General features: G+C 73.4%; 14 protein-coding genes, 1 tRNA gene and 1 pseudogene. 12 read left to right on the top strand and 4 right to left on the bottom strand.

Features of this window, described 5'->3' with window-relative positions; all coding sequences use genetic code 11:
* Window positions 1-265, bottom strand: a pseudogene (locus MHY29_RS12490) (hypothetical protein); the annotation flags it as partial.
* A 237-nt stretch (window positions 266-502) separates the two neighbouring features.
* Between MHY29_RS12490 and MHY29_RS08150 the strand changes: the two are divergent.
* From MHY29_RS08150 to MHY29_RS08130, 5 genes are all read left to right on the top strand, one after another.
* The gene (locus tag MHY29_RS08150) at window positions 503-1336 is read left to right on the top strand and encodes an aldo/keto reductase (protein ID WP_224355363.1); all 834 of its coding nucleotides are present in this window, start codon (window positions 503-505) and stop codon (window positions 1334-1336) included.
* Window positions 1337-1511: 175 nt separating this feature from the next.
* Window positions 1512-2432 (top strand): phage holin family protein, encoded by a 921-nt coding sequence (locus MHY29_RS08145; protein ID WP_224355362.1) that lies wholly within the window; start codon window positions 1512-1514, stop codon window positions 2430-2432.
* 136 nt (window positions 2433-2568) lie between these two features.
* A complete protein-coding gene (locus MHY29_RS08140) occupies window positions 2569-3474 on the top strand; it encodes a DMT family transporter (protein WP_224355361.1) in 906 nt (301 codons plus the stop codon).
* On the top strand, window positions 3471-4691 hold the full coding sequence (locus tag MHY29_RS08135; protein WP_224355360.1) for a glycosyltransferase: 1221 nt from the start codon (window positions 3471-3473) through the stop codon (window positions 4689-4691). Before MHY29_RS08140 ends, MHY29_RS08135 begins: the two co-directional genes overlap by 4 nt.
* 84 nt (window positions 4692-4775) lie before the next feature.
* Window positions 4776-4849: transfer RNA gene (locus MHY29_RS08130), tRNA-Ile, on the top strand.
* A 59-nt stretch (window positions 4850-4908) separates the two neighbouring features.
* Here MHY29_RS08130 and MHY29_RS08125 read toward each other — a convergent pair.
* Complete coding sequence (locus tag MHY29_RS08125; protein ID WP_239239894.1) at window positions 4909-5061, bottom strand: hypothetical protein; 153 nt, start codon at window positions 5059-5061, stop codon at window positions 4909-4911.
* Between the two features lie 243 nt (window positions 5062-5304).
* Between MHY29_RS08125 and MHY29_RS08120 the strand changes: the two genes are divergently transcribed.
* Window positions 5305-5928: a hypothetical protein gene (locus MHY29_RS08120; protein WP_239239891.1), complete on the top strand. Its 624-nt coding sequence runs from the start codon at window positions 5305-5307 to the stop codon at window positions 5926-5928.
* 136 nt (window positions 5929-6064) lie between these two features.
* Here MHY29_RS08120 and MHY29_RS08115 read toward each other — a convergent pair whose 3' ends face one another.
* Window positions 6065-6928 (bottom strand): C40 family peptidase, encoded by an 864-nt coding sequence (locus MHY29_RS08115; protein WP_224355357.1) that lies wholly within the window; start codon window positions 6926-6928, stop codon window positions 6065-6067.
* A gap of 357 nt (window positions 6929-7285) precedes the next feature.
* Between MHY29_RS08115 and MHY29_RS08110 the strand changes: the two genes are divergently transcribed.
* Window positions 7286-8407: a glycosyltransferase gene (locus tag MHY29_RS08110; RefSeq protein ID WP_255718728.1), complete on the top strand. Its 1122-nt coding sequence runs from the start codon at window positions 7286-7288 to the stop codon at window positions 8405-8407.
* 19 nt (window positions 8408-8426) lie between these two features.
* Here the strand turns inward: MHY29_RS08110 and MHY29_RS08105 are convergent, their stop codons facing one another.
* On the bottom strand, window positions 8427-8999 hold the full coding sequence (locus MHY29_RS08105; protein WP_239239885.1) for a M23 family metallopeptidase: 573 nt from the start codon (window positions 8997-8999) through the stop codon (window positions 8427-8429).
* A 412-nt stretch (window positions 9000-9411) separates the two neighbouring features.
* Here MHY29_RS08105 and rpsB point away from each other — a divergent pair, with 412 nt between their 5' ends.
* The 5 genes from rpsB (at window position 9412) to MHY29_RS08080 (ending at window position 13570) form a co-directional block, all read left to right on the top strand.
* Window positions 9412-10245 (top strand): 30S ribosomal protein S2, encoded by an 834-nt coding sequence (gene rpsB / locus MHY29_RS08100; RefSeq protein ID WP_224355354.1) that lies wholly within the window; start codon window positions 9412-9414, stop codon window positions 10243-10245.
* 97 nt (window positions 10246-10342) lie between these two features.
* Window positions 10343-11179: a translation elongation factor Ts gene (gene tsf / locus MHY29_RS08095; RefSeq protein WP_224355353.1), complete on the top strand. Its 837-nt coding sequence runs from the start codon at window positions 10343-10345 to the stop codon at window positions 11177-11179.
* Window positions 11180-11336: 157 nt separating this feature from the next.
* Entirely contained in the window at window positions 11337-12089 is a 753-nt protein-coding gene (pyrH, locus tag MHY29_RS08090; protein ID WP_224355352.1) for a UMP kinase, read from the top strand.
* A 60-nt stretch (window positions 12090-12149) separates the two neighbouring features.
* On the top strand, window positions 12150-12707 hold the full coding sequence (gene frr / locus MHY29_RS08085; protein ID WP_224355351.1) for a ribosome recycling factor: 558 nt from the start codon (window positions 12150-12152) through the stop codon (window positions 12705-12707).
* A gap of 29 nt (window positions 12708-12736) precedes the next feature.
* Window positions 12737-13570 (top strand): phosphatidate cytidylyltransferase, encoded by an 834-nt coding sequence (locus tag MHY29_RS08080; RefSeq protein WP_224355350.1) that lies wholly within the window; start codon window positions 12737-12739, stop codon window positions 13568-13570.
* The last annotated feature ends 22 nt before the right edge of the window (window positions 13571-13592 follow it).

Raw genomic sequence — 13592 nt, 5'->3', positions numbered from 1 at the left:
GCGAGGCCTCGAGGGCGGCGAGGGCCTCGTCGTACCCCTGGTCGGAGTTCCACACCTTGGTGGTGATGAACAGCTCCTCGCGCGGCACGCCGGCGGCGGCGACGGCGCGTCCGTGGCAGAGGGTGCCGCGGACGAGGAGTCGGACGAGGGGGCCGCGGACCTCCCGTCGGGTGCCTGCGACGCCGCGCTCGGCGACGGGGATCCCGTGAACCCGCCGACGAGGAGGCTGAGCAGCAGGAGCCCGAGGGCCACCAGTCCCAGGCACCCGCTGCACCCGAGCATGCCCCGCCGCACCCCCGCGCTGGGGTCTGCCGCGCGGGCCCGGCGTCGTCGGCGCGGCGCCGGCGAGGAGGGACGCGTGGGACGGGACGAGGGCGCGGAGGGCATCCGTCGATCCTAGTCAGCGGCCCGGACACGACGGCGCCCCCGCCCGGGAATGGGCGGGGCCACGGGCCCGTTGCCCCAGGTGGAAGCACGTCCGCCGATCCCCAGGAGGAACACCATGACCACCGTCCCGCAGACCCCGTTCCGTGACGGCCAGTCCATCCCGCAGCTCGGCTACGGCGTGTGGCAGGTCGAGGACGCGGTGGCCGCCGACGTCGTCGAGCAGGCCGTCCGCGCCGGCTACCGGCACATCGACACCGCCGCCGTCTACGGCAACGAGGAGGGCGTCGGACGCGCCGTCGCCGCCGCCGGCGTGCCGCGCGAGGAGCTGTTCATCACCACCAAGGTGTGGAACTCCGACCAGGGGTACGACGAGGCCCTCGCCGCCCTCGAGGCCTCGCTCGCCAAGCTCGGCACGGACTACGTGGACCTCTGGCTGATCCATTGGGCCAAGCCGGCCCAGGGGAAGTACGTGGACACGTGGAAGGCGCTCATCGAGGCGCAGCGCCAGGGCAGGGCGCGCTCGATCGGCGTCTCCAACTTCCCCGCGGAGCAGCTCGAGGAGATCATCTCCGCCACCGGCGTGGTCCCCGTGATCCACCAGGTGGAGACGCACCCCTACTGGCAGCAGCGCGAGCTGCGCGAGGTCGAGTCCCGCCACGGGATCGTGCACGAGTCCTGGTCCCCGCTCGGCCAGGGCGGCGAGCTGCTCTCCGATCCGGTGATCACGGCCATCGCCGAGGCCCACGGAGCGACGCCGGCCCAGGTCGTCATCGCCTGGCACCTCGCCGAGGGTTTCGTGGTCATCCCCAAGTCCGTGACCCCCGAGCGCATCGTCTCCAACCTGACCGCGGCGGAGCTGGAGCTCACCGCGGAGGAGGTCGACCAGATCCGCGGGCTCGACCGCGCCGACGGCCGCATCGGCCCGGACCCGGCCTCGATCACCTTCTGAGCCGTCCGACCCGGCCCGACCTGCGGATCCGCGCGCGGAGAGCGCGCGGGTCCCCAGGCGCCCACCCCCGGACCGGCGGGGACGGGCGGTGATAGCGTGAGCCGCAGAACCGCCCCGTCCGGACGGCCTCGGGCCGCCGTGACCTGACGAGAATGCAACGGAAGGCCTCCCTGCCATGTCCCACGCCGCACCCACGGCAGCGCCGCGCGCGCCCCGCCCCACCACGCCGGTCACGCCCCAGACCCGCGCCAGCTCCCTGACCGACCTGCTCGCCGCCGTCGTGCGCCTGCTGCCGCTGCAGCTCAAGGACGAGCTGGCGCTCGCGAAGGGCCAGGCCGCCGCCAAGGGCAAGAAGGCCGGCATCGGGGCCGCGCTGGCCGTCGTGGGCCTGTTCTTCCTCGCCCTCATGACCATCGCCCTGGTGGTCGCGCTGATCGGCGCGTTCGCGAACCCGCCGTTCTGGTTCCCGGCACTGATGGTCGCCCTCGTCTTCCTCGTGCTGGGCCTCGTGCTCGCCGGCGTCGGCGCCATGCAGATCAAGGGCGCCATGCCCCTGGTTCCGCAGGAGACCGTGCGCAACCTCGAGTACGACCTCGGCTACCTCAAGGAGGGCAACGACTTCGACCCGGCCGAGTACGACCGCCTGAAGGCCGAGCGCGCCGAGGCCAAGCGCCTGGAGAAGCAGCGCGAGGCGGAGCGCAAGAAGGTGGAGAAGGAGGAGAACAAGCAGGCCCGCAAGGACGGCCTCGCCGCTCCCCACCCCGCCAAGGACGACGCCTCCGAGGACGAGGTCCGCCGCCGCGCCGAGCTGCGCCGCCGCCACCTGGGCGACATCCGCTCCGGCCTGGACGAGAAGACCAGCGTGAAGGGCCAGGTCGCCGCGTTCACCGCCCAGCGCAAGCTGCGCGGCACCACCCCGGACACCGCCCACGCCACCGAGCAGACCGCGCCGTTCACCACGGCCGCCCGCGCCGGTGAGCAGACCGCCGCCGCCGAGGATTACGTGAAGGAGCGCTGGCAGCCGCTGGCCCTGCTCGGCGCCTCCGGCACCGCGTTCGCCGTGCTGGCCTCGCGCCTGCGCGGACGCAAGGGCTGAGCCGCCCGCCCGCACCCGACGACGCCCCGTCCCTCTCCGGAGGGGCGGGGCGTCGTCGTCGGTAGGGTGGGAGGCGGACGAGGAACCCGCACGGGCGGGGCGGGCCCGGACCGCCGGGCGCGAGCGAGGAGGCGACGTGTACCTGGTGCCCATCCTGTGCGCCCTGACGGGGGCCCTCTTCCTCGCCCTGGGCAGCGAGCGGCAGGCGTCCGGCGTGCGTGCCCTCGAGCGCGGGGACGGAGCACGCCCGGGCCGCGGAGGGGCTCTGCGGCTGCTGACCTCGCCCGTGTGGCTGGTCGGCGGTGTGCTGATGCTGGCGGGCATCGTCCTGAACGTGATCGCCCTGGCGTGGGCGCCCCTGACAGTGGTGCAGCCCCTCGGGGCCGTCGCGGTGGTGGTCACGACGCTCGTGCACGCTCGCGTGGCCGGCCTGCGGGTCGACCCGGCCACGTGGCGGGCGGTCGCGGCGTGCACGCTGGGCTCGGCGGCCTTCGTCGTCGTCACGGTGCAGGCGACGCTCCCCAACCCGGTCCCCGATGCGGACCAGGAGACCCTCACGGCGTGGATCGCCGCCGGGGTGGTGGTGGTCGGTCTGGTCGCCGCGCTGGCGCTCCGGGGACGCCGGAGCGCGCTCGTGCCGATCGTCGCGGCCGGGGTGCTCTACGGATTCGTGGCGGTGTGCGTGCGCATGTCCGCGGTGCGGCTCGTGGACGGCCGCCCGCCGGCGTGGGGCGTGCTGGCCGTTCTCGTGGCCGGGGCGGTCCTGGGCGTGTGGTTCGTGCAGACCGCGTACCGGCACGGGCCGCCGGACCTCGTGGTCGCCGGGCTCACGGTGGTGGACCCGATGGTCGGCGTGCTGGTCGGCGTCCTGGTGCTCGGGGAGATGCGCCCGGACGCGCCCTGGTGGGTGGGGCCCTGCCTCCTGGCCGCCGCGGCGGTTGCTACCGTGGGGATCGTACGGCTCTCCCGCAGCCACCCGGACGTGCTGGCCCGCAGGGAGGAGCGCCGCGTCGCCGACACCCCAGGAGAGACCACCCCGTGACCAGCAGCGCCCGCCCTGCCCAGGAGCGCCCGCTCACCGTCGTGATCGCCGCGGACACCTACCCGCCGGACGTCAACGGGGCCGCCGTCTTCTGCTTCCGCCTCGCGTCCGCCCTCCACGAGCGGGGCCACCGGGTGCACGTGATCGCCGCCCGCAACGAGCCGGGCCCGGACACCGTGGAGGAGCGTCCCGAGGCCACCGTCCACCGGCTGGAGTCCCACCGCGCCTTCACCCACGAGTACTACCGGCTGGTGTTCCCCTGGCACGCGTCCCGCTCCATCGACCGGATCCTCGCGGAGGTCCGCCCGGACGTCGTGCACGCGCAGTGCCACTACATGATCGGAGAGGCCGCCATCAACGTGGCCGATCGGCGGCGCATCCGGACCGTCTCCACCAACCACTTCATGCCGGAGAACCTCGAGCCGTTCCTCCCGTTCCCGCAGTGGTTTCTGAACATCGTCTCGAAGAACTCCTGGCGGGACATGGGCCGGCTCATGGGCAAGGGCGCGGCCGTCACCACGCCGACCGCCCTGGCGGCCGCCGCGATGGCGGAGCACGCCGGCCTGGACCGCGTGCTGCCGATCTCCAACGGCATCGACGCGAGCGCCTATGAGCTCGCCCCGGGCGAGGTCGTCGAGCGTGCGGCTCACCCGACCGTGCTCTTCGTGGGCCGCCTGGCCGTGGAGAAGCACGTGGACGTGCTGGTGCGGGCCGTCGCCCACCTGGCGCGCACCCGCCCGGACCTGGACGTGCACGCGGAGATCGTGGGCGACGGCGAGCAGCGCACCGCCCTGGACGCCGTGATCGCGGAGGAGGGGGTGGCCGACCGTGTCCGCCGCCTCGGCCACGTCTCCGACGCGGAGCTGCACACGGCCTACCTCCGTGCGGACGTGTTCTGCCAGCCTGGCACGGCCGAGCTGCAGTCGCTCGTCTCCCTCGAGGCCATGAGCGCCTCCACCCCGGTCGTCCTCGCGGACGCGCTGGCGCTGCCGCACCTGGTGGACGACGGCGTCAACGGCTGGCTGTTCCCGCCGGGCGACCACGTGGCTCTGGCGGAGCGGATCGCGCGCGTCCTCGACCTCCCCGAGGCCGGGCGGGCGGCCATGGGGGAGGCCTCCCACGCCAAGGCGGTGCGCCACTCGCAGGCCAAGACCGTGGACCTCTTCGAGCGCCTGTACCGCGGGGCCACGCCGGCGGAGATCCGCGCCGCCCTCTGAGCGCTGCGGGCCGCGGCCATCCCCGCCGTCCGTTCCCGACGTGCGGGCCTGGCTAGGATGGCCGGGTCCCGTCCGCGGGACCCCGGGGCGTTAGCTCAGTCGGTCAGAGCAGGGGACTCATAATCCCTGGGTCGCGGGTTCAAGCCCCGCACGCCCTACCGCGAGCCGGATGACGAAGGCCCCTCAGCCGCTGCTGGGGGGCCTTCGTCCGCGCGGCTCAGTGGTCGTAGCCGCCCTTGTCCTGCTCGGTCTCCTCCTCGGCCTTCTCCGCCAGGCCGTCGACCTGGGCGGGAGCCTGCCGCTGCATGGCCTCGTCCTGGTCGCCGGGGGCGTCGGAGTTCTTCGTCTCGGGGGACCGCTGGTCGCTCATGGGTCCCACCGCTCCTTGTGCATGGTGGGTCGCGGGCCCGGGGGCCCGCATGGGGCCGACGAGGCGGCGCGCGCCTGCGTCGTCGGCGTCTCAGTGAAGCAGGCCGGACGGCCACGGGCCCAGGGCGGGGACTCGCCGACCTCCGCGGCCCGCGCGTGCGGCCCCCACCCGTCGCGCGTCAGGCGGCGGCCCCGCGGGCCTCACGGGTGCCGCCGGCGCGGGGCGCCCCCTAGCGTGGTGCGCATGGGCCCCGCCACGATCTCCGGCCGAGCGCTGGGCGCCGTGCTCGCCGTCGTCGCCAACGCACCCGCCATGCTGCCCCGCCGCCAGCCGCTCCATCCGCGCGGGCGGACGCGCCGCGCCACCTGGCGCGTGCACGCGGCGTGGCCGGAGTCCGGGATCGCGGCCTTCGCCGCCGCGGGGGACACCCCGGTCCTCGCCCGCACCTCCCGGGCGGTGGGCCTGCCCAAGCCGCTGCCCGACTTCACCGGCCTGGCCCTGCGGTTCGCGGACGGCGGCGCGCTCCTGTTCGCCTCCACGGGCACGGGTCCGTTCACCCGGCGGCTGCTCGCGCCCCGCGTCCCCGGCGCCGTGGACCCGCTCACCACGCTGCTGCCGCTCCACTGCCGCCTGGGGGCGGTCGACGTCGGTGCGCAGGTCCGTGGTGACGAGGTGGGGATCCTGACTTCCCTCGACGGCGGCCCGTGGGTCGACCGGGCGCGCGTGGTGCTGGGCGGGCCGGCCGACGTCGTGGTGCGCTTCGACCCGCTGCGCCCGCCCGTGGGGCTGTGGTGGAGCGACTTCTGGGCCGCGGCGCGCAGCCCGGCCTATGCGCTGGCCCGACGCCTCACGCCCGGCGCCCCGTAGGGGTCGCGGACCCGGGCGCGGTCCGCGCACCGTCGGCCGCGTCGAAGAGTGCCCGTTTCGCCCTGCCGGGAGTGCAGATCGGCCCCCGCCCTGGAGTCCAGGGCGGGGGCCGACGTCGTCCGCGGGGCGGGGCGGCTCAGTAGCGGCCGACCACGGCGAGGCGGTTGGAGGTCATGACGTCCGTGGACGTGATGACCAGGTCGTCCGTGGTGTTGAGGGCGTGGGCGACCTTGCCGTTCCCGATGTACACGGCGACGTGGTAGACGCGGCCCGTGGACTGGTTGGCCCAGAACACGAGGTCACCGGGCTGCGCCTGGGACAGCGGGGCGTAGGCCGGGGCGTTGACGTACTGGTCGTGGGAGACGCGCGGGATGGTGATGCCGGCGGCGGCGAACGCGGCCTTGGTCAGGCCGGAGCAGTCGTAGCCGTAGGGGCCGTTGCCGCCCCAGGCGTAGTACGTGTTCGGGTCGTTGACCTTGGCGACGGCGAAGTCGATCGCGGCCTGCTTGGAGGACTGGCGGACCACGGGGGCCGGCGCCGGAGCCGGAGCAGGAGCCGTGGAGGCCGGGGTCCCGGTGGTCTTGAGGACCATGCCCGGGTACAGCATCGAGGTGATGGTCATCCCGTTGAGCGAGGTCAGCGTGGAGACCGGGACGCCGGTGGCGCGGGAGATGGCGTACCAGCCGTCGCCGGCCTTGACGGTGTACGTGCCGGCGGCGGCCGTGACCGTGCCGCTGGTCTTGAGGACCATGCCCGGGTGCAGCATGTCGGCGGAGGTCATGCCGTTGAGCTGCATCAGGGTGGCCATGGAGACGCCGGTGCGCTGCGAGATGATCCACCAGCCGTCGCCGGCCTGGACGGTGTAGGTCTCGGCGGCCACGGCCTGCGGGGCGATCACCGCGGCGCCGGCGGTGACGCCGGCACCGGCGCCGAGGGCGAGGGCGAGGGATGCCGCGGCGGCGCGGGGGCGGCGGGCAGGGGTGAGGAGGGCTTCGGGCATGGTGGGCTCCCAGAGGTGGCCAGCGTCGGACGCGGCGCAGGCGAGGGGAAGCGCAGTGCCGGGGAATGACGTCGAGGGGCTGGGGGTGAGTGATGTCCGGTGGCGGTCGCGCGAGTGCGCCCGCCCGTGAGGTGAGGCTTCGCAACCTCTCCGTGACCAAACGTACCGGATCGTTATAGAAACGCAATATGAACGAACAGTTAACCCAGCAATATCCCATGTCAGGGAAGAAATTCGGCATCGGTCACGCGTGTTGGGAGTGCGGAAGATCACGATCGCCGCTTCAGGTCACGGCCGGATCACGACTCGCTGGTGCCCCGCTAGCGTGGTGCCGTGACCGGTTCCCAGCTCCTGCTCATGGACGCGCGCTACACGCGGGTCGACTTCCATGACGGCATCTCGCGCTACGGCGCCAGCCTCACCGAGGCCGTCCACCGCCTGGCCGACCCCGCTCGCCTGCGCGTGGAGATGCTCATCAGTGACGAGCGCCAGCTGGCGCTGCTGCCCGACGGCGTGCCCTGGCACCGGATCACCGGGCCGACCTCCGCCCGGGAGCCGTTCGTGGCCCGCCAGGTCCGCGCACTGGGCCCGGACGTCGTGTTCTCCCCGATGCAGACGATGGGGTCCCTCGGCCGCGACTACGCGCTGATCCTCACGCTGCACGACCTCATCTACTACGAGCACCCGACCCCGCCCCGGAACCTGCCCGAGCCGATCCGCTGGCTGTGGCGCCTCTACCACCTCGGCTACGCCCCCCAGCGGTTCCTCCTCGACCGGGCCGACGCCGTCGCCACCGTCTCGCAGACCACGGCCGACCTCATCGCGGCGCACCGCCTCACCCGGCGCCCGGTGCACGTCGTGCCCAACGCTCCGCAGCCCGCCGGCGTGCCCCGGGACCCGGAGGCGGCCCCGACGCGCGAGCTCCTCTACATGGGCTCCTTCATGGACTACAAGGACGTCGAGTCGATCCTCGACGCAGTGCCCCTGCTGTCCGGGTACACGGTGCACCTGCTCTCCCGGCTGACGGCGGAGCGCCGCCGAGAGCTGGCGGAGCACCTCCGCCGGGCACGGGCCGCCGCGGGCGCCCGCGGCGCGGAGGTGGTCTTCCACGACGGCACCGACGAGGCCGAGTACACCGCGCTGCTGCGTCGCGCCACCGCCTCTGTCACCCTCTCCCGGGCGGAGGGGTTCGGCCTCCCCGTGGCCGAGGCCCAGGCGCAGGGCACGCCCGTGATCTGCTCGGACCTGCCGATCTTCCGCGAGGTCGCCGGCCACGGAACCGCGGCCTGGAACGGGGTGCCGCTCGAGGGGGACCGGGGTGCCGCGCTGGCCGCCCGGGTGCGTGGGCTCGAGGACCCGGCGGTGTTCGCCGCGGCCTCCCGCGCCTCGGCCGAGCACGCCGCCGGCTACACCTGGGGCCGGTCCGCGCGGCGGCTGCTCGACCTGGTGGAGGGCCTGCTCGCCGACCGCGGGCGCTGAGCGACGCGGCCCACGGGCGTCACCCGGCGTCCCCGACCGGCCACAGCACCGACGGCCCGGACCATCCGAGCAGCAGGAGCGGGTCGAGGTATCGGTCGAAGCGTGCGGCGCCCACCGCCCAGGCGTCCTCCCGCCGGACGCCCCAGTGCACGCAGCGGACGGGACAGTGCGCCGCGCCCTCCTGCACCCGCGCCACCTCCTGGCCGGCCGCCACGGCCTGCCCCGCGGTCAGGTCCGAGGTCACCGGCTCGAACGAGCTGAGCGTGCCGTCCGGGTGGGCCAGCGTGAGCACCCCGCGGCCGGCCACCGACCCGGCGAACCGCACGGTGCCCGCGGCCGGCGCCGTGACGAGACCGCTCGACGTCGCGAGATCCACGCCCCGATGCCCGCGCGACCAGGGCCGTTCCGGCCCGGCGAACCCGCGGAGCACGTCCGAGGGGCCCGCGCCCGGCGTGGGGGCGAGGAGGGCCCCGGTGACCGGCGGCGCCGCAGGGGCGTCCTCGGCGCGGGCCGCCGAGGCCGTCGCCAGCAGGGCGACGGCGAGGACCGCCGCGGCCCGGAGCCGCGGGGGAGGGGTCGATGCCTCGTTCATGAGGCCACCCTCTCCCGTCCACGCGGACGCCGCGGTGCCGCCCTCCGTCCTCGGTGGACCGGTCCCGGCAGCCGACGGCCTGTGCAGGAGCGGTCGGCGCCGCCGCACCCCCGTCGCCGTGCCCGCGCACGGGTGCGGTAGGATCTCGTCAGCGGTGTCGTGTCACCGGCCCTGTGCCGTGCCTCGACGCCGACTCCGCGCATCTCGGTGGACCCGCTTCTGCGGGTCCAGCCCCCACGTCCGGTCCCCCCGATCCTCCTGGATCGACGGGGTGCACGCGGGGCCCGGCCGCCCGCCGTCGCGATGCCAGGGGCTGAGCGTCCGCCCAGCCGCGCAACCGTGAAACACAACGACCGGCAGACCGCCCGCGCGCGCAGCGCGGGGTCCCACGGCTGCCACAGAAGGGAACGCCATGTCCGTCGTGACCATGCGCCAGCTGCTCGACTCCGGTGTCCATTTCGGCCACCAGACCCGCCGCTGGAACCCCAAGATGAAGCGCTTCATCTTCACCGAGCGCAACGGCATCTACATCATCGACCTGCAGCAGTCGCTGACCTACATCGACCGTGCGTACGAGTTCGTCAAGCAGACCGTCGCCCACGGCGGCACCATCCTGTTCGTCGGCACCAAGAAGCAGGCCCAGGAGGCCATCGCCGAGCAGGCCACCCGCGTGGGCATGCCCTACGTGAACCACCGCTGGCTGGGCGGCATGCTCACCAACTTCTCCACGGTCTCCAAGCGCGTGCAGCGCATGAAGGAGCTCGAGGCCATCGACTTCGAGGACGTGGCCGGCTCCACCCACACCAAGAAGGAGCTGCTGCTCCTGAACCGCGAGCTGGAGAAGCTGCAGGGCAACCTCGGCGGCATCCGCGACATGGCCCGCACCCCCTCTGCCGTGTGGATCGTGGACACCAAGAAGGAGCACCTGGCCGTCGACGAGGCCCAGAAGCTCAACATCCCGGTCGTCGCCATCCTCGACACCAACTGCGATCCGGACGAGGTCGCCTACCCGATCCCGGGCAACGACGACGCCATCCGCTCCGTCACCCTGCTCACCCGCATCGTGGCCGACGCCGTGGCCGAGGGCCTGATCGCCCGCCAGGGCGGCAAGTCCGGCGACTCCTCCGCCGAGCCGATGGCCGAGTGGGAGCGCGAGCTGCTCGAGCAGCACAACGCCGAGCAGGCCGCCCAGGCCGAGGCCCCCGCCGCCGAAGCCGCCGAGTCCGAGGCCCCCGCGGCCGAGTGATCCGTCCCGTCCGCGGCCGGGCGCACGCGCCCGGCCCCGGACGGAGTCGACCAGAACACCCCGTCACCACCCACACATCGGGAAGGACCCAACGAGCATGGCGAACTACACCGCTGCAGACATCAAGGCCCTGCGCGAGCGCACCGGCGCCGGCATGATGGACGTCAAGAAGGCTCTGGACGAGGCCAACGGCGACGCCGACAAGGCCGTCGAGATCATCCGCGTGAAGGGCCTCAAGGGCGCCACCAAGCGCGAGGGCCGCTCCGCCGCCGAGGGCCTCGTGGCCGCGACCGTCGAGAACGGCGTCGGCGTGATGATCGAGCTCAACTGCGAGACCGACTTCGTGGCCAAGGCCGACAAGTTCATCTCCCTGGGCGACGTCGTGCTGAAGGCCGCCGTGGCCTCCGGCGCCGCAGACGTCGACTCCCTGCTGGCCTCCGACCACGAGGGCCGCACCCTGGGCGACTACGTCACCGAGGAGGGCGCGCTGCTGGGCGAGAAGGTCGCCGTCCGTCGCGTGGCCCGTGTGGAGGGCGCCCACGTGGACGCCTACCTGCACAAGACCTCCAAGGACCTGCCGGCTCAGGTGGGCGTGCTGCTCGCCGTCGACGCCGACTCCGACGCCGCCAAGACGGCTGCGCACGACATCGCCGTGCACACCGCCGCCTACTCGCCCACGTACCTCACCCGCGAGGACGTCCCGGCCGAGACCGTGGAGAACGAGCGCCGCATCGCCGAGGAGTCCGCGCGTGCCGAGGGCAAGCCGGAGCAGGCCCTGGCGAAGATCGTCGAGGGTCGCCTGACCGGCTTCTTCAAGGAGGGCGTCCTCGTGGACCAGCCCTTCGCGAAGGACCCGAAGACCACCGTCGGCAAGGTGGCCTCCGAGGCCGGCACCGCCGTCACCGGCTACGCCCGCTTCCGCGTCGGCAACTGATCCACCCCGGTCCGGGACCCGTCCCGGACCACGCCACGGCGCCCCGTCCCTCCCGTGCGGAGGGGCGGGGCGTCGCCGTGTCCGGGCGGTAGGATCGGGGGCGCACCCGCGGCGCCGCGACCCGGCCCGCGCTTCGGCCCGACGAGGAGAGCACCAGATGAGCCCCGCACAGCAGCCCGAGAACCACGCCGTGGACGCCGAGGACACCGGCCGGCGTCGCGTCCTCCTCAAGCTCTCCGGCGAGGTGTTCGGCGGCGGCTCCGTCGGCATCGACCCGGTCACCGTGCGCGGGATCGCCGAGCAGATCGCGGAGGCCGCGGAGCAGGTCGAGATCTCCATCGTCGTCGGCGGCGGCAACTTCTTCCGCGGCGCCGAGCTCTCCGAGTCCGGCATGGACCGCCGCCGCGCCGACTACATGGGCATGCTCGGCACCGTGATGAACTGCCTCGCCTTGCAGGACTTCCTGCTGCAGGCCGGCGTCTCCACGCGGGTGCAGTCCGCCATCCACATGGAGCAGGTCGCCGAGTCCTACATCCCGCTGCGCGCCGTCCGGCACATGCAGAAGGGGCGCGTCGTCGTCTTCGGCGCCGGCACGGGCCTGCCCTACTTCTCCACCGACACCGTGGCCGCCCAGCGCGCCCTGGAGATCGGCGCGGACGAGGTCCTCATGGCGAAGTCCGGTGTGGACGGCGTCTACACCGCGGACCCCAAGAAAGACCCCACCGCCCAGCGCCTCGAGCACCTCACCTACGACGAGGCCCTCCGCAAGGACATCCGCGTGATGGACCTGACCGCCATGACCATGTGCAAGGACAACGGGCTGTCCATGCGGGTGTTCGGCATGGAGGGCCCCGGCAACGTGACCCGCGCCCTGCTCGGCGAGGAGATCGGCACCTCCGTCACCCCCTGAGGCGTCCGGCCGTCCGCGTAGGATGGACGCAAGAAGCACACCACCCCCAGAGGAGAGATCGTGATCCAGGAGACCCTCACGTCTGCGCAGGAGCAGATGGAGCGCACCATCGAGGCCACGCGCGAGGACTTCGCGTCCGTCCGCACCGGCCGCGCCAACCCCGGCCTGTACTCCAAGGTGATGGTGGACTACTACGGCTCTTTCACCCCGCTGCAGCAGCTGGCGTCCTTCACCACCACCGATGCGCGCACCCTGCTCATCACGCCCTTCGACGTGTCCGCGCTGCGCAACATCGAGAAGGCCCTGTCCGACTCCGAGGTCGGCGCGAACCCCTCCAACGACGGCAAGGTCATTCGCGTCGTCATGCCGGAGCTCACCGCGGAGCGCCGCAAGGAGTACGTGAAGCTCGTCAAGAACAAGGCGGAGGAGCACAAGGTCTCCGTGCGCAACGCCCGTCGCAAGGCCAAGGAGGCCATCGACAAGCTGGTCAAGGACAAGGAGATCGGCGAGGACGAGGGCGCGCGCGGCGAGAAGGACCTGGACGCGCTCACCAAGAAGCACACCGACCTCATCGAGGAGATGGCCAAGAAGAAGGAGGCCGAGCTCCTCGAGGTGTGAGCCCCCGCTCCCGCCCACGTGCTCGCGTCATGACGCCCGACGCCACAGCCCCCTCGCCCCCACGCGGCGGTCGCGACCTCCGGTCCGCCGTCCTCGTGGGGGTCGGCCTGTTGGGCACCGCCCTCGTGGGCCTGGTGTGGCTGCCGTGGCTCCTGGTGCTGCTGGTCGTCTCCCTGCTGGTCGGGGCGGTGAACGAGGTGGCCGTCGCCATCCGTCAGATCGGACTGGACGTGCCACGGCCCCCGCTGTGGGTGGGCGCCACCGTGATGCCCCTCGCCGCCTGGACGGGCGGGATCCCGGCGCTGTTCCTGGCGCTGATGGCGTCCCTCGTGCTGATGTTCGCCTGGACGGCGGTGACGCGACGCCGGCCCACGGGCCAGTTCATGCTGGCGGGGACGTTCGTCCTGCTCTGGGCGCCGTTCCTGCTGTCCTTCGCGGCCGCCCTCCTCGACCAGCCCGCCGGCCACATGATGGTCGTGTGCCTGGTCCTGATGGTCGTCTCCAACGACACGTTCGGGTACATGGTGGGATACCGGTGGGGGAGGACCCCCATCGCCCCTCGGATCAGCCCGAAGAAGTCCTGGGAGGGCGCCCTCGGTTCCCTGGCGGGCTCCGTGGCGGTGGGATCGGTGCTGGTTCCCGTGCTCGTGGGGCACCCCTGGTGGGCGGGCGCGCTGCTCGGCGCCCTGACCGTGGGGGCGGCCACGGCCGGCGACTTCTCCGAGTCCATGGTCAAGCGCGAGCTCGGCATCAAGGACATGTCCTCGGCCCTGCCCGGCCACGGCGGCATCATGGACCGGCTCGACTCCCTCGTCTTCGCGGCCCCGGTGGCCTACGCCGTGCTCGCGCTGCCCCTGTCCTGACCCTCAACCGACCCTTCCCCTT

This window comes from Micrococcus sp. ACRRV (genome assembly GCF_022346985.1).
In the GTDB taxonomy this organism is placed as follows: Bacteria; Actinomycetota; Actinomycetes; order Actinomycetales; family Micrococcaceae; genus Micrococcus; species Micrococcus porci.
This window is presented reverse-complemented; position numbering and strand designations above follow the sequence as displayed.